Source organism: Pandoraea aquatica, from assembly GCF_902459565.1.
Classification (GTDB): domain Bacteria; phylum Pseudomonadota; class Gammaproteobacteria; order Burkholderiales; family Burkholderiaceae; genus Pandoraea; species Pandoraea aquatica.
The window spans coordinates 409,244-424,229 of record NZ_CABPSN010000003.1 but is presented as its reverse complement, the minus strand read 5'-3'; the positions used below and the strand labels follow the sequence as shown (position 1 = coordinate 424,229).

General features: G+C 65.6%; 14 protein-coding genes. 4 read left to right on the top strand and 10 right to left on the bottom strand.

Annotation, left to right across the window (positions count from 1 at the left end):
- Positions 1-34 precede the first annotated feature (34 nt).
- The 3 genes from PAQ31011_RS12715 to PAQ31011_RS12705 all read right to left on the bottom strand — a co-directional run bounded on the left by PAQ31011_RS12715 (position 35) and on the right by PAQ31011_RS12705 (position 2,308).
- The gene (locus tag PAQ31011_RS12715) at positions 35-949 is read right to left on the bottom strand and encodes a DMT family transporter (protein WP_246179532.1); all 915 of its coding nucleotides are present in this window, start codon (positions 947-949) and stop codon (positions 35-37) included.
- A gap of 106 nt (positions 950-1,055) precedes the next feature.
- Complete coding sequence (locus PAQ31011_RS12710; RefSeq protein WP_150576162.1) at positions 1,056-2,048, bottom strand: hypothetical protein; 993 nt, start codon at positions 2,046-2,048, stop codon at positions 1,056-1,058.
- Positions 2,045-2,308, bottom strand: coding sequence for a hypothetical protein (locus PAQ31011_RS12705; RefSeq protein ID WP_150576161.1), 264 nt, complete (start codon positions 2,306-2,308; stop codon positions 2,045-2,047). Before PAQ31011_RS12705 ends, PAQ31011_RS12710 begins: the two co-directional genes overlap by 4 nt.
- A gap of 454 nt (positions 2,309-2,762) precedes the next feature.
- On the opposite strand from PAQ31011_RS12705, the gene PAQ31011_RS12700 reads away from it, so the two are divergent.
- A complete protein-coding gene (locus tag PAQ31011_RS12700) occupies positions 2,763-3,239 on the top strand; it encodes a nitrate reductase associated protein (protein WP_150576160.1) in 477 nt (158 codons plus the stop codon).
- Positions 3,240-3,285: 46 nt separating this feature from the next.
- Here the strand turns inward: PAQ31011_RS12700 and garD are convergent, their stop codons facing one another.
- Positions 3,286-4,872 carry a galactarate dehydratase gene (gene garD / locus PAQ31011_RS12695; protein WP_150576159.1) on the bottom strand — a complete coding sequence of 529 codons (1,587 nt, stop codon included), beginning with the start codon at positions 4,870-4,872 and terminating at the stop codon, positions 3,286-3,288.
- A gap of 379 nt (positions 4,873-5,251) precedes the next feature.
- On the opposite strand from garD, the gene kdgD reads away from it, so the two are divergent.
- Positions 5,252-6,163 (top strand): 5-dehydro-4-deoxyglucarate dehydratase, encoded by a 912-nt coding sequence (kdgD, locus tag PAQ31011_RS12690; protein ID WP_150576158.1) that lies wholly within the window; start codon positions 5,252-5,254, stop codon positions 6,161-6,163.
- A gap of 10 nt (positions 6,164-6,173) precedes the next feature.
- On the top strand, positions 6,174-7,748 hold the full coding sequence (locus tag PAQ31011_RS12685) for an aldehyde dehydrogenase (NADP(+)) (protein WP_150576157.1): 1,575 nt from the start codon (positions 6,174-6,176) through the stop codon (positions 7,746-7,748).
- 93 nt (positions 7,749-7,841) lie between these two features.
- On the opposite strand, the gene PAQ31011_RS12680 is transcribed toward PAQ31011_RS12685, so the two are convergent.
- The 3 genes from PAQ31011_RS12680 to PAQ31011_RS12670 all read right to left on the bottom strand — a co-directional run bounded on the left by PAQ31011_RS12680 (position 7,842) and on the right by PAQ31011_RS12670 (position 9,991).
- A complete protein-coding gene (locus PAQ31011_RS12680) occupies positions 7,842-8,840 on the bottom strand; it encodes an anti-sigma factor family protein (protein ID WP_150576156.1) in 999 nt (332 codons plus the stop codon).
- On the bottom strand, positions 8,840-9,412 hold the full coding sequence (locus PAQ31011_RS12675; protein ID WP_150576155.1) for an RNA polymerase sigma factor: 573 nt from the start codon (positions 9,410-9,412) through the stop codon (positions 8,840-8,842). The genes PAQ31011_RS12680 and PAQ31011_RS12675 overlap by 1 nt, the downstream gene beginning before the upstream one ends.
- Positions 9,413-9,598: 186 nt before the next feature.
- Complete coding sequence (locus PAQ31011_RS12670) at positions 9,599-9,991, bottom strand: COG4315 family predicted lipoprotein (RefSeq protein ID WP_150576154.1); 393 nt, start codon at positions 9,989-9,991, stop codon at positions 9,599-9,601.
- Between the two features lie 414 nt (positions 9,992-10,405).
- Here PAQ31011_RS12670 and PAQ31011_RS12665 point away from each other — a divergent pair, with 414 nt between their 5' ends.
- Positions 10,406-12,076: a methyl-accepting chemotaxis protein gene (locus PAQ31011_RS12665; RefSeq protein ID WP_246179530.1), complete on the top strand. Its 1,671-nt coding sequence runs from the start codon at positions 10,406-10,408 to the stop codon at positions 12,074-12,076.
- On the opposite strand, the gene PAQ31011_RS12660 is transcribed toward PAQ31011_RS12665, so the two are convergent.
- From PAQ31011_RS12660 to PAQ31011_RS12650, 3 genes are read right to left on the bottom strand one after another with little or no spacing between them, the layout of a single operon-like run.
- Complete coding sequence (locus tag PAQ31011_RS12660) at positions 12,051-12,950, bottom strand: ABC transporter permease (RefSeq protein ID WP_150576450.1); 900 nt, start codon at positions 12,948-12,950, stop codon at positions 12,051-12,053. The genes PAQ31011_RS12665 and PAQ31011_RS12660 overlap by 26 nt on opposite strands.
- 53 nt (positions 12,951-13,003) lie before the next feature.
- On the bottom strand, positions 13,004-13,888 hold the full coding sequence (locus PAQ31011_RS12655) for an ABC transporter permease (protein WP_150576152.1): 885 nt from the start codon (positions 13,886-13,888) through the stop codon (positions 13,004-13,006).
- On the bottom strand, positions 13,885-14,979 hold the full coding sequence (locus tag PAQ31011_RS12650; protein WP_150576151.1) for an ABC transporter ATP-binding protein: 1,095 nt from the start codon (positions 14,977-14,979) through the stop codon (positions 13,885-13,887). The genes PAQ31011_RS12655 and PAQ31011_RS12650 overlap by 4 nt, the downstream gene beginning before the upstream one ends.
- Positions 14,980-14,986: the final 7 nt, after the last annotated feature.

Sequence of the window (14,986 nt, the reverse complement as noted above, 5' to 3'; positions counted from 1 at the left end):
CCGTTTCAGGCGCTTCGGGCGCTCTCCAGCAACGTCAGCGGTTAAAGATCAGCGCCACCCCGGCGCTGGCGATCAGCGCGCCCCACCAGGCACCCGCTGCCGGACGCTGCCGGGTGCGAATCCACAGCAGCGGCAACACCATCACCGGCGTGGTCGCCGAGAGCGTCGCGATGACGCCCGTGTTGCCATGCCCCATGCCATACAGCAGCAGCGTCATACCGACGGCCACGCCGACGAATCCGGAGGCCGCCGTGAGCGCCAGCGTGCTCGGCGTGAAGTCCGAGAAGATGCCTCGCCCGCGTCGCGCGGCAAGGATCGTGAGTCCAAGCGCCGACACGCCAACGCGTACCGCCGACGCCCCTACCGGGTCCACGCCCGCCGCCATCACGGGCTTGGCGATAAGCGTCCCGATCGAGTGACACAGCGCCGCCGTCAGTCCGATGGCAACGCCCACACGCACATCGCCACGCACCGATTCCCAGTGGTGTGCGTCCTCGCGACGGCCGCCGAAGGCGATGGCGAGCGCCACCCCTGCCGTCACCAGTGCAACGCCCGCGACCGCTCGCCAACCCAGCGCTTCGCCCAGCCAGAAGTAACCAAGTACGGCCGTCATCGGCGCGTTGGTGGCGAAGACGATGGAGTTGCGTCGTGGCCCGAGACGGCCGAGCGACGTGTAGAGAATCGTGTCGCCCACGAGAATGCCGATCAGCCCCGACGCTGTGAGCCGCAACCACTGCTCCACCGTGAGCGACGGCCAGCCGCGCAACACCGCGAGTGCAAACAGCAGCATCGCGAAGACCAGCAACATGCGGGCGTAGTTGAAGGGGAACGAACCGGCCTGACGGACAGGCGTGATGGCGATCATGCCGCTGCAAGCCCAGCAAAGGGCGGCACCGAGCGCGGCGAGGTAGGCGAGTTGGGTTGTCATGGTCAGGGGGGCGGACGGCATGGAGCCGCAACCGCCCCCGCCGTTGGGACGCCATTATACGAGTGACATGCCCCAATCGGGGGCATGCGTTGCTCGCTGACCTCAGGACTGCACAACCCTTCGCTCGTCAGAGTTCCTCGTCGAGCCGATGCAAGGCGTCGAACATCACCCGGTACGCCGCCGCCACCCCGTACGCGCCACGCAACATCCGCAAACGCGACGTCACGTCGGGCTCGCCCGCATCTTCCACCCATTGCGCGAGCAGCGCCGTGCCACCGCACACGCTCGCGTCATGGCGGGCGTGTGCGCAGACCGCCGCGAAGCCGTCCGCCGCCGACGGATAGCGCTGCGCGAGCGCCTCGAACTGTGCTTCGATCTCGCTGGCGGCGCGCGCCGTCGCGGGGGCCTGGCACAGCGCACAACATCCGACGTAAGCGGGCATATCGCCCGCCGCGCCAATGATGAAGTCGATCAGCGCGTGCGTCGCGTCGAAGGCACCGCTGTCCAGAAACGTGCGCGCCGCCGGGCCGCATCGCAACAGCCCTGCGGCCAACATCGTCGACTGACCGCGCTGCTCCCGGTACTGACGCAGCAGCAGCGGCCGCAGTGCTGTGTCGGTGCAGCGCTCCACCGCAATACGATTGTGGACGTCGGCCCCCGCCGCGCGATGGTAGAGCTGCGCGAGAAACGCCAGCACCTGAATGTCGCTCGACTCGCCTGCGAGGAAGCGCGCCCAGAACGGTGCCGCGAAGATGCCCCGCACCCACGCGTCGCAGATCTGCTCGAAGGCGGGCACGATGTCCCGACTGCCGTGCGGCGTTGCCGGCAACACATGCACCAGCGCTTCGTCGACGAGCGTCGCCAACCACGTCCCGGGCACCGGCACTTGCGCCAGCAACACGCCATGCTTCATGCGTTCGAGCCACAACGCCGTGTCCACGGGGGCCTCGTGCAGCGTGCACGACACTTCATAGGACGACACGGTCACGGCGTCCGGCGCACACGTCCATTGCGCGTGCGGCGAGGCGATCACCCACACCGCGCCGCCCGCCGACGCCGGAGTCTCCCCGCCCGCATCGCGCGGCGCGTATGACACAGCGTGCGTCGCTACGGCGCTCATCGGACGATGGCCCCGAGCAACGTCAGACATTCGGGCGCGATGCTGCGCACCACCTCCACCCGCAGCGGACAACCGCCATCGTCGCCCATGCCCGGCGGCTGTGCGGCCTCGATCAACGCGGAGCGACGGCTCGTTCGCGGTTTGGTGCGTACCGCACTGGCACGGCTCGCGGGCTCTGACACCTCGGGCAACGCCGCTGAGCTGTGCGACGTTGATGCCTTTGGCGACTCCAGCACTACGGGAAGAAATGGGAAAGGCATGGGCGACGCATTAGACGTACGGGACGGCATGTCGGCTCCTATCAGCGGTGAATCGGGAATGGATCGGCAGAACGCCTACCTTAGGAAATCCGGACGGCCTTGGGAAAGAACCGAATCTCTAGGACGCTTCACATGGCAAGTGATGTGAACTGTCCGAAATCGCCGCGCGGCCGCTCACTGACAGCCTTTCCGTGCTACGAGACGTCTCACAAAGCGATGTAATTTTTCAGCGCTCGCCCGAGTGCTTTTGAGAGTTTTCCCAAGAACAATCGGCGCTTTTGGAAAGACAACGCCCGCGAGTGGGGACGCCGAAAGCGGTGCCACATCCGCCATATGCTGCGTATCGATGCGTCGTCATGCCGCATCGTCTGGCATGCACTCCGTCCGCAATCGCCCTCGGGGCGCGAGTACAATCGGCCGCATGCGATACGTCGCCACACGAGGAGTGACAGCCATGCACCTTTACCAGCGTCTGCCGATGTTTGTTTTCGAAATTGAAGCCTGCGAAAACCTCAAATACATCACGATGGCGATTCGCTTCAATCTGGATCGTAACGGCCAGCATCTGTCGCTGGCGGACTGGCAGCGCCTGCCGCAAGAAGCGCGCGAGACGCTCGCGTCGTGCGTGCCAGGTGACGAAGATTTTGCTGCGCGCCTGGACGAGATCGCGCGCGATCATCTCGGGCAGGCCGTCGAGCGCAGTGTCGACGCCGCCCCCACGGCCTGGCAGGACATGAACGCCCTGCCGCCGGGATTGCTCAAGCAGTGCGAGATGGCCGACCTGCTTGCGCCGGACGTCGGCGACTGGGGCACGCTTACGCCGTTTCGCCGCTATGTGCTCACGAAGCTGTCGCGGCGCGACACGCTCAATCACTGCTTCGTGCCGGCCATGCTCGAATTCGGACTCGCGCAAACGCAAGCCGAACTCTGATCCGCACACTCGCACGCTCGCGCACCAACACACCGACGCGCCGGTTTCAGGTCACCGGCGCGGGGTTGAACAGCGTGAGCGCGTTATGCAGTCCCCATCGCTCGGCCCATGTTTTTTCACCGCTGGCGACGGCCAGCATCAGGTGAAACAACTGCCATCCCACGTCTTCGATGGTGGCCTCACCGGTGGCGATGCGTCCGGCATCCACATCCATCAGATCGTGCCAGCGGCGCGCCAGATCCGAGCGCGTCGCCACCTTGATGACGGGCACCTCGGCGAGTCCGTAGGGCGTGCCCCGCCCGGTCGTGAACACGTGCACGTTGATGCCCGCCGCCAGTTGCAGCGTGCCGCAGATGAAATCGCTCGCAGGCGTCGCGGCATAGATCAGCCCGCGCTGGTGTTCGCGGTCGAGTTTCGCGCCCGGGGAAATCACGCCGTGAATCGGCCCGCTGCCCGACTTCACGATCGACCCCATCGCCTTCTCGACGATATTGGACAACCCGCCGCGCTTGTTGCCCGGCGTGGTGTTGGCGCTGCGGTCGACGCGCCCGCGCTCCAGATACGCGTCGTACCACGCCATCTCGCGAATCATCGCTTCGGCCACTTCCGGCGTGGCTGCGCGTGAAGTCAACTGGTCGATGCCGTCGCGCACTTCGGTGACTTCGGAGAACATGACCGTCGCGCCCGCGCGCACGAGCAGGTCGGTCGCAAAGCCCACGGCCGGGTTGGCCGTCACGCCGGAGAACGCGTCGCTACCGCCGCACTGCACACCGACGATCAGCTCCGACGCCGGGACCGTCTCGCGCTGACGCGCGTTAAGCCGCTCAAGATGCGTGCGCGCCATCGTCAGGATCGAATCGATCATCGACAGAAAGCCGACGTGGGCATCGTCCTGAAGGCAGACGGTGTCGGGTTTCCCGTCGGCATCGGTGCTCTCGATGGGAATGCTGCCTGCCGGGAGCAAACGCTCCGGCTGCAACTTCTCGCAGCCGAGACTCACGACCATCACTTCGCCCCCGAAGTTGGGATTGGTGGAGATGTTGCGCAGCGTGCGGATCGGGACGACGGCATCCGGTGCGTCGATGGCCACGCCGCAGCCATACGTATGCTCCAGCGCGACGACGTCGTCGACGTTCGGATACTGCGGCAGCAACGTCTCTTTGATGCGCTTGACGGCGAACTCCACCACGCCCGCCACGCATTGCACCGTGGTCGTGATGGCCAGAATGTTGCGCGTGCCGACCGAGCCGTCGGCATTGCGATAGCCCTTGAACGTGAAGCCGTCGAGCGGCGGTAATTCGGCAGGCACGCGTGTACTGATCGGCAGACGGTCGAGCGACGGCGCTTCGGGCATCGCAAGGTTGCGCTCGTTGACCCAACTGCCTGCGCTCAGATCGCGCGCCGCGTAACCGATCACCACACCGTAGCGAACCACCGCGGCCCCTGCGGCCAGATCGATCAGCGCGACCTTGTGGCCCTGCGGCACGGCGTCGACCAGCGTGAGCCCGTCTGCGAACCGACTGCCCGCGGGCAAGCCTCCGTCATTCACCACGATGGCGACGTTGTCCTCCGCCTGCATCCGAATGTAGCGCGGCGCGTCTTTCCCGCCGGCCGTCTCCTGCGTTGCTGCCATGTCCCTCACCCCTCCCATCTCATCCCGCCAGCCCCGCGTTTCACGACGCTCGCTTTTCTCGATACCTGCGATCTGTCGCGTCACCCGGGCCATGACACAAAAACCACGGGGAGTCGTTGATGTTCGCTCAACCACCCGTCACTTATGTGTCATCATACATCTAGAATCCCGGCAATGCGTGGCTTTACGGGCCTCTGCGCGAATCGGGAAAAACCCTTCCCACGCCTTTTGCGGGTTTATCCCACTGCCATTCGACAGGTCAGCCTCTTGTCCGGTCTCATCACATGTTATACGATGACATATAACTCAGCGCCGAGCGCTGGTTGAGCGCCTTCTTTATTCATCGAATCCGGCCCTTCAGCCGACAGGAACTCTTGAAATGACTGCACCTCAAGAACTCAAGCAAATCGTCTCGGACGGCTTGTTGTCTTTCCCCGTGACCGACTTCGACGCGAACGGCGACTTCAACGCACGCGGCTACGCCGAGCGTCTGGAGTGGCTTGCGCCGTTCGGCGCGACGGCGCTCTTCGCCGCCGGCGGCACGGGCGAATTCTTCTCGCTCACGCCGCAGGATTACAGCGCCGTGATCAAGACGGCCGTCGACACGTGTGCGGGTAAGGTGCCGATTCTCGCGGGCGCTGGCGGCCCGACCCGTCTGGCCATCGAATACGCGAAGGAAGCCGAGCGTCTGGGCGCGAAGGGTGTGCTGCTCATGCCGCACTATCTGACGGAAGCCAGCCTCGACGGCATCGCCGCGCACGTCGAACAGGTCTGCAAGGCCGTGAACATCGGCGTGATCGTCTACAACCGCGCGAACTCGAAGCTCGGCGCGGACCAGCTTGAGCGACTGGCCGAGAACTGCCCGAACCTGATCGGTTTCAAGGACGGCGTGGGCGACATCGAGCGCATGGTGCAGATCCGTCGCCGCATGGGCGATCGCTTCTCGTATCTGGGTGGCCTGCCGACGGCAGAAGTCTACGCAGCAGCCTACCGCGCGCTGGGCGTGCCGGTGTACTCGTCGGCCGTGTTCAACTTCATTCCGAAGACGGCGATGAAGTTCTACCGCGCCGTGTGCAACAACGATCAGGAGACCATCGGCCACCTGCTCGACGTGTTCTTCCTGCCGTATCTGGAGATTCGCAACCGTCGCGCAGGCTACGCCGTGAGCATCGTCAAGGCGGGTGCCAAGCTGGTTGGCCGCGACGCCGGTCCGGTGCGCGCACCGCTGACCGACCTGCTGCCCGACGAACTTGCCGCGCTCGACGCGCTGATCAAGAAGGTCGAAGGCTAAGGGGCCCCGCATGCAGATCACCGGTGAGATGTTGATCGGCCGCGCCGACGTGCGCGGCAGTGCGGGAACGCTCGAAGCGTTCGACCCGTCGCGTGGCGAGCGCCTGACGCCGTCGTTCGGCGCGGGCACCGTGCAGGACGTCGAGCGTGCGTGCGAACTGGCGCGCGCGGCCTTCGATCCGTTCCGCGCGTTGCCGCTGGCGAAGCGTGCCGAGTTTCTGGAGGCCGTCGCGCAAGAGATTCTCGATCTGGGCGACGCCCTCATCGAGCGCGGCCACGCCGAGACCGGCCTGCCCGTCGCGCGTCTGCAAGGCGAGCGCGGCCGCACCGTCGGTCAGTTGCGGATGTTCGCCCGCGTGGTGCGCGACGGACACTTCCTCGACGCCACCATCGACCCCGCCCAACCGGCACGCGAACCGCTGCCGCGCAGCGACCTGCGTCTGGCGAAGATCGGCCTCGGTCCGGTGGCGGTGTTCGGCGCGAGCAACTTCCCGCTGGCGTTCTCGGTGGCAGGTGGCGATACGGCGTCGGCATTCGCCGCTGGCTGCCCGGTGATCGTGAAGGCGCACTCCGCGCACTTGGGGACGTCGGAACTTGTCGCACGCGCCGTGCGCTCGGCCGTGCAGAAGCTCGATCTGCCGGAAGGCGTGTTCTCGCTGCTCGTCGGCGAGCGTGCTGTGGGCGAGGCACTGGTGGCGCATCCCGCGATTGCAGCGGTCGGCTTCACCGGATCGCGTAACGGCGGTCTCGCACTGCAACGCATCGCACAGTCGCGCGCCGTGCCGATCCCCGTGTACGCCGAGATGAGCAGCATCAACCCGGTGTACCTGTTGCCCGAAGCGCTGGCCGCCCGTGGGGGCGCCATCGCGAAGGGCTTCGTCGACTCGCTGACGATGGGTGTCGGTCAGTTCTGCACGAATCCGGGGCTGGTCCTCGGCCTCGCGGGCGACGCGCTCGAACGCTTCTGCCAGACGGCCTCCGATGCGCTCACAGTCAAGGCCGCAGGCACCATGCTCACGCCGGGCATTCATCAGGCGTATGACAAGGGTGTCGCCCGTCTGACCGACGAACCGAACGTGACGCTCGTCGCGCGCGGTCAGGCAGGCGGTGCGTGTCAGGGTCAGGCGGCCCTCTTCCGCACGACGGCCGCCGAGTTCCTCGCGACACCGGCGCTGCACGACGAAATGTTCGGCCCGGCCTCGGTCGTGATCGCCTGCAACACGGTCGACGAAATGATCGCCATCACGGAACGTCTGGAAGGCCAGTTGACGGCCACGCTGCAACTCGACGCGGGCGACACGGCTAATGCGCGCCGCTTGCTCCCGAGTCTGGAGCGTCGCGCCGGACGCATTCTCGCCAACGGTTTCCCGACTGGCGTCGAGGTGTGTCACGCGATGGTGCACGGCGGCCCGTTCCCGGCAACGTCGAACGCGATGTTCACGTCGGTTGGCGCATCGGCCATCGATCGCTTCCTGCGTCCCGTGTGCTATCAGGATCTGCCGGACGCCCTGTTGCCCGAAGCCTTGCAGGAGGGCAATCCGCTCGGTCTGTGGCGACTTCGCGACGGCGCGCTCGCGCAAGCTTGACTAGGATCGCTGTCCCGCAATGACAAACGCCCTCGGATTCGAGGGCGTTTGTTTTCGTGCTTCGTGCGACGTGCGTGTAATGGACGACTGCCGTTATGAAGCCTTATGCGGCGACGTCGTATCAGGCAGCATCAACATGCCGTAAAGCGGCGAGACGGGACCGTCGGCCAGCGCTTTCGCCACCGCTTTGAGATCGGTCGATCCGTGCGCACCGATGAGCGCGTAGCCGATCTGGCCCTTGCGCCACGTCACTACGCCCATCTTGTCGATCTGCTGTTCCGCCACGCTCTGGTCGGGACGTGTATCGCGCACCACACACAGCGCGACAGGATCGCCCGTCGCCGGGAGATACACCATCTGCACCAGCGCACGGTCCTGCCAGCGCAGACGCTGCACGCGCTTGAACGTCAGCCCCTGCGAGCGCAGGTCGGGCACGCTGATGTCGAGCTTGTCGTTCTGATGGATCTCGTTGACGGTGCGCTCGGTGTCGCTGTCATCGACGTGAATCGATGCCACCGTGTCACGCGCATACAACTGCTGGTACTCGGCAGCGGCGCGCACCCACGTCCGGCCCTGTGCCGGCGCTGGCGTGACTGACGCCGTCATGAAGCCCCCCGCACCCGAGCGATTCAGCACGCCCGACATCAGCGGCAGCGTAATCGCCGTCGCCGCCACACCGGCTGCGAAGGCCGCCGCGAGCCACCACGGGCGCACGCGTCGTCCGACAGGCGCATCGTTCGCGGCGGGCACGTTGTGCGTGGCGTCGACACGCACGGGCGTCGCTGACGAGGTCGATTTGACGGGTTCGGACGCGTGCGTGTCTTGCCGAGCGTCGCCGTGCGCCGACGGCGATGCCTGTCGTTGCGCGTGTTCGCGCAGGAGTGCGTCGAGACCGGCGCTCAGACTCTGCGGCACCGGCGGAATCACTTGCGCTGCGAACGTCTCGCGATACGGCAGACGCGAGGCCCGCAACGACGCAACCGCGTCGGCCAGTTCGGGCGACGCGGCAATGGCCGCTTCCACTTCCGCACGCTGCGCCGGGGGCAGCGCGTCGTCCACGTAAGCGAGCAGGCGGATATCGTCTTCGTTCATCACGCGTCCTCCTCACGTGCGCCAGCGGCCGCGCCACCACGAAGGGTGTGCTCGGCCGTGCGGGGTTGCCCCTCGGGGTTACGAAACTGGTCGCCGATGGTACGGCGTGCGCGCGACAGACGGCTCATGACCGTGCCGATGGGCACGTCGAGCACTTCTGCCGCTTCCTGATAACTCATCCCCTCCACCGCCACGAGCAGCAGCACGAGACGCTGCGCTTCGGGCAGACGGTCGACCGCACCGAAGACCTGATGGCAACTGGCCAGTTCTTCGGGCGTGGACGCCTGAAAATCGGGAATCGCATCGACGTCGGCTTCGTCCCACGCCAGACTGCCGCGCGAACGAACGCGCCGCGCGCGGATCTCGTTGATCCACGTCGTATGCACGATGCTGAACATCCAGCTCAACGCCGAGGATCCCGGCTGCCACTGGTGCACGCGCTCCAACGCGTGCACGCAAGCGCGTTGCACAAGATCCTCGGCATCATGACGATCGCCCGTAATGCGCAAGGCGAACGCCCAGAGGCGTGGCAGCAAGCCCGGAAGCAAGCTGGGTAAATCCTGACCGGTCATCGGCGAATTTCCTGGCGGCGGGTGCGTGACAGCCACCCAGTCCGAAGCATCGCCAGCGAGTACCGCTGGCACCTGCCGCGAAATTATACTGAGCCGACGCGACTTTGCATGCGCGCTCCCAGCCCGCCGATATGCCAACACGCTCGATCCCCGTCCGGATGCCGCCAGAATGCCGTCAGCGCCCGCTTAGGGCTTGACAACGTGCCACACGTCCTTGAAGCCGTCGCCCTTCTTGTCGCCGGCGGCCGCATCCTTCGCGAACAGGTACAGCGGCTTGCCCTTGTAGGCCCACTGTTTCATGCCGTCGTCGCGCGTGACGATCGAATAATTGCCCTCGGCCTTCGCACCACCATCGGCCATCACCGGCGGCCAGGCCGTCGCGCATCCGCCGTTGCAAACGCTCTTGCCGCTGCCTGCCACATCGTTGTCAAACGTATAGACGGTGCGGTTCTGCGCGTCGACGAGCATGCCGTCGGCCGTCTTGAGCGGGGCTTCCGCGTGGGCCGCAGCAGCAGCGAACAGACCGGCGGCAGCCACGAGGCTGGTGAGAACAGCGGACATCGATTGACGTTGGTTCATGACTTTGGCTCCTGAGTGAAATGTCGTTGTCGACACTCTCTGAACGTTTCGCGCCGACCCTTTATTCCACACCTTTCTTAAGATATTTATTGCTGCATCGCAGCACGACGGATGGTCCAGGCCGCACCTGATCCCGTGCGGGGTCCGCCTGGCACAACGCATGCTCAAGCGCGTCGCCTCAACGAACCGTTGACCTCTATCGACACCGTGCAGACGGAATAATCGCCGTCTGCCAGACGTTTGCCCGTCGGGCAATGCGCCCACCCGCGCACCGACGCGCTGCGATACACACTCGCGCGCGTCAGGTATAAAAAAGATCAGACCGGACACATTCACATGAACGCCTCATCCAGCGCATCTGCATTCGCCGCTTCGCACGCCGCTCAGCCGACCTCGTTACCCCGACAGCCCCGAATGAGCGTGGCCGCCCGGCTCGGGCTGAGCTTCACCGTCATTCTCGCGATGATGCTCGCGCTGGCCGCGCTCGCCGTGCTGCGCGTGCACGGCATCGAGCGCACGCTCACGAACATCAGCGACAACAACAATGTGAAGCAGCAGTACGCCGTGAACTTTCGCGGCAGCGTGCACGACCGCGCCATCGCCGTGCGCGACATCACGCTGGCCGACGACAGTCATGTCGACGAAATCGTCGCGCTCATCGAGCGTCTGAACGCCGACTATCAGCGCTCTGCCGGACCGATGGACACGCTCTTCGCGCCGTCCAACGCCGACCACGTAAGCGCCGAAGAACGCGACGATCTCGCCGCGATCAAGTCCATCGAAGCGCGCACGCAGCCGATCATTGCGCAGGTGATCACGCTGCGCCGCGCGGGCGACCTCGACGGCGCGCGTCGTCTCGTCCTCGAACAGGCGCGCCCGGCCTTCGTCGACTGGCTCGCGGCCATCAACCGCATGATCGATCTCGAAGACCGCACGAGTCATACGGAGTCGATGGCCGCCGTCGCGAGCGCGCATGGCTTTCAGACGGTGATGCTCGCGCTGGTGCTCGTCGCGCTGACGTGCGGCGCGGTCATGGCGTTTCTGATTACGCGTCAGTTGCGACGCGCGCTCGGCGCAGAGCCGGACGACGTCAAAGCGCTCGCGCTGGCCGTGGACCGTGGCGAGCTGTATCACGAGTTCGACGTCGGACGTGACGCGTCTAATGCATCTAACTCGGCAAACAAAGCGAACCGCGAACACGACACGAGCATCATGGCGTCGCTCGCGGAGATGGCAACGAATCTGCGCCATGCGGTCACGCAAGTGCGCCATGCGTCGCACGATGTCACCGCGATCAGCCACCGCATCGCCGCTGGCAATCGCGACCTTGCTGCGCGCACGGCCGAGCAGGCCAGTTCGCTGGAGCAGACCGCTGCTGCAATGGAAGAGCTGACGTCGACCGTCAGCCAGAACGACGACAACTCGCGCGGCGCCAACGATCTCGCCCACCGCGCCGCCGAGATGGCGGAGCAAGGCGGTGACATGGTCGAGCAAGTGGTCACGACGATGTCGTCGATCGACACATCCTCGCGCAAGATCGTGGACATCATCGCGGTCATCGAAGGCATCGCCTTCCAGACGAACATCCTCGCGCTGAACGCCGCCGTCGAAGCCGCGCGTGCGGGCGAACAGGGCAAGGGGTTCGCGGTGGTCGCCGCAGAAGTGCGCAGCCTCGCCGGACGCAGCTCGGCCGCCGCGAAGGAAGTGAAGCAACTGATCGATGCATCCGTTGCGGAAGTCGCCTCGGGCACGACGCTCGTGCAGAACGCGGGCAACACCATGCGCGAGATCGTCGCGCGCGTGAAGCAGGTCAGCAACGCGATGGACGAAATCAGCGCCGCCAGCCACGAGCAGAAACAGGGGATCGAAGAAGTGAATCGCGCGATTGCGCTGATGGATCAGGTGACGTCGCACAACGCGGCGCTGGTGGAGGATGCGGGCGCGGCCGCGCAGATGTTGCAGCAACAGGCGCAGGCGCTCACGCTGTCGGTCGGCCGCTTCCAGCTGGAAGCGGCCTATGCCAACGGTAGCAACGGTAGCAACAATGCAGACGCTGCGATCACTCGCCCTTCGGCGCTTCCTTGACGCGACTGACCAACTGCGTCGGACTCACGAATTGCAGCGCGATGAGCACCCACAGCAGTGTGATGGCCATGTAGATCATCGCCATGGCATCGATGGACTGTGGGGCTCTCACGCCGGTCGAGAACACCGCGTAGTAGAGCGCAACGACCAGCGTCTGCGTGTCCGGGCCGGCGGTGAAGAACGTCAGCTCGAACATGCCGATGGTGCGCACGAGCACGAGCAGACCCGCCGCGAGAATGCCCGGCACCAGCAACGGCAGCAGCACGTGACGGAAGTACTTCAGCGTGTTCGCACCGAAGATGCGCGCCGCGGCTTCGAGGTTCGGATCGATCTGCTCGATGAACGGCGTCATCACCAGAATCACGAACGGCAGCGACGGCACGAGGTTCGCGAGAATCACCCCCGTGAGCGTGCCGCCCAGCCCGACCTTGTAGAGCACCGTCGCCATCGGAATGCCGTAGGTCACCGGCGGCACCATCAGCGGCAGCAGAAACACCAGCATCGCGAGCTTCTTGCCGGGGAACTGCGCCCGCGCCAACGCATACGCCGCAGGCACGCCCAGCGCAATCGACAACAGTACGACCGCGCCCACGACCTCGACTGTCACCCACAGCACATCGGCGAGTTGAAAATCGCGCCAGGCCTGTGCGTACCAATGCAACGTGAAGCCTTCGGGCAGCGGCGTGCCGAACCAACGCGTCGCGAACGAGTTCATCGTGACGGTGGCGATCATCAGCGCCACATTCACGAGGAAGAAGATCATCGTGCCCCAGACCAGCACGCGCCACAGACGCGAGCCCGGCCCTTCGCGGCGCATCTTGCGCCGGGCTTCGGGTGCGACTGCCGACTGGCTGACGGGTGCCTGCGTTGTCATGAAATCTCCGTTCTGCGCGGCCAGCGTACCGGCCGGATTCTTGTCTGCAACACTCATCCCTTGCCTCCCGTGGTCGGACCGCTATAGAACGCCCGGCGCGCGCCGAGCATGCCCGCCACGATCAGCAACTGCACGAATCCCATCACGATCGCCACGCACGAGGCGAGCGAATAGTCGTAGCTCTCGAACGCGGCTTCGTACGCGGCAATCGACACCACGCGCGTCGCCCCTGCGGGCACGCCGAGCAGCACGGCCGACGGGAACACCGAGAACGCCTGCACGAACGACAGGCACGCGGCCATCGTCAGACCCGGCACCAGCAGCGGCAGATAGATCAGGCGGAATTGCTGCCACGGCCCGGCACCCAACGTACCGGCTGCACGTGCGAGCGTCGGATCGATACCGGTGACGTACGACAGAATCAGCAGGAACGCGAACGGGAAGCCCGAGATCACCAGCGAGATCAGCACGCCCCAGTAGTTGTGCGTGAGACGCACTTCATCGTGATACAGCCCCAACGCGTGCAACGCCTGCGGGAACCAGCCGTTCGGCCCGTAGTAGGTCAGCATGCCGTCGGCGATCAGCACAGTGCCGAGCGTCACGGGAACGACGAGCAGCATCGTCACGAACTTCGACGCCCGTGTGCTCTTGCGCAACGCGAACGCCGCCGGGATCGATGCCCCCACGTTGATCAGCGTCGCCGGCACGGCGAGCTTGAGCGTGATGAGCACCGTCGGCCACAGCGTCGGCTCGGTGAAGAATTTCAGATAGTTCGCGAAAACGCCGCCGCCCTCCATCGGTTGAAACGACAGGAACAGACCGTACGCGAACGGATACACGAACATCGCGATCAGGCACACGAGCGCGGGCGCGACGAGCCAACCGCGCCCGTCGGCACGCGCCGCCGGTGTCATCGACACAGAAGCGGCGGCACTCATGCCCGTTCCCCGGCGTAGACGAGCGTACGGTCGGCCGGCACGCGCAGCGGCACGCGCTCGCCGACGGCGTAATCGCCCGGCAAACGCGCGTACAGCTGACCGAACGGCGACGCCACGCGCAGCAGCGAATCGCGACCGCCGTACTCCACCGTCTCGACCACCACTTCGAAGGCGTTGTCGTTGGCAGCCGGTGCGCGCTCGAAATCGTCCGGACGGATCGCCACCGAAACCTTGCCCTCGACCTTGCCACCGCTGGCCGGCGGCTCCATGAGCACACCGTCGAACGACGCCCCGCCGCACGACACGCGCGCATGCTCGCCCTGCGCCGACGTGATCGACACGTCGAGCACATTGCGATAGCCCATGAAGCGCGCCACGTGCAGATTGCGCGGGCGGCCGTACACGTCGCGCGGCGCACCGATCTGCTGCACCACGCCCTCTTTCATCACGACGATGCGATCAGCCATCGAGAGCGCTTCGTCCTGATCGTGCGTGACGTAAATCGTCGCGCGGTCGAGCTTGCCGTGAATGCGGCGAATTTCGGCGCGCATCTCGATACGCAGCTTCGCGTCGAGGTTCGACAGCGGTTCGTCCATGAGCACAACCGGCGGCTCGATCACGATGGCACGCGCAATCGCGACACGTTGTTGCTGACCGCCCGACAACTGCCCCGGCAACTTGCGTTCGTGCCCGACGAGTTGCACGAGCTGCAAGGCTTCGCGGGCGCGCTTCTCGATCTCGGCGCGCGGCACACCGCGCATCCGAAGACCGAAGCCCACGTTCTCGAGCACGCTCATGTGCGGGAACAGCGCGTAGTTCTGGAACACCATGCCGAAGCCCCGCTTCTCGCTGGGCAGCACGTCGATGCGCTCATCGTCGAGCCAGATCGCGCCGCCCGTGAGCGGCGTGAGTCCGGCAATGCAGTTGAGCGCCGTCGACTTGCCGCAGCCCGAAGGCCCCAGCAGTGCGATGAACTCCCCACGCTCGATGGTCAGGTCGAGGCCGTTCAACGCGGCCACCGACTGACCCTCGGCGTTGGTGAAGCTGCGCGCCACGTGGTCGAGGCGCAGTTGCTGAAAGTTGTGCTTCATGACGCAA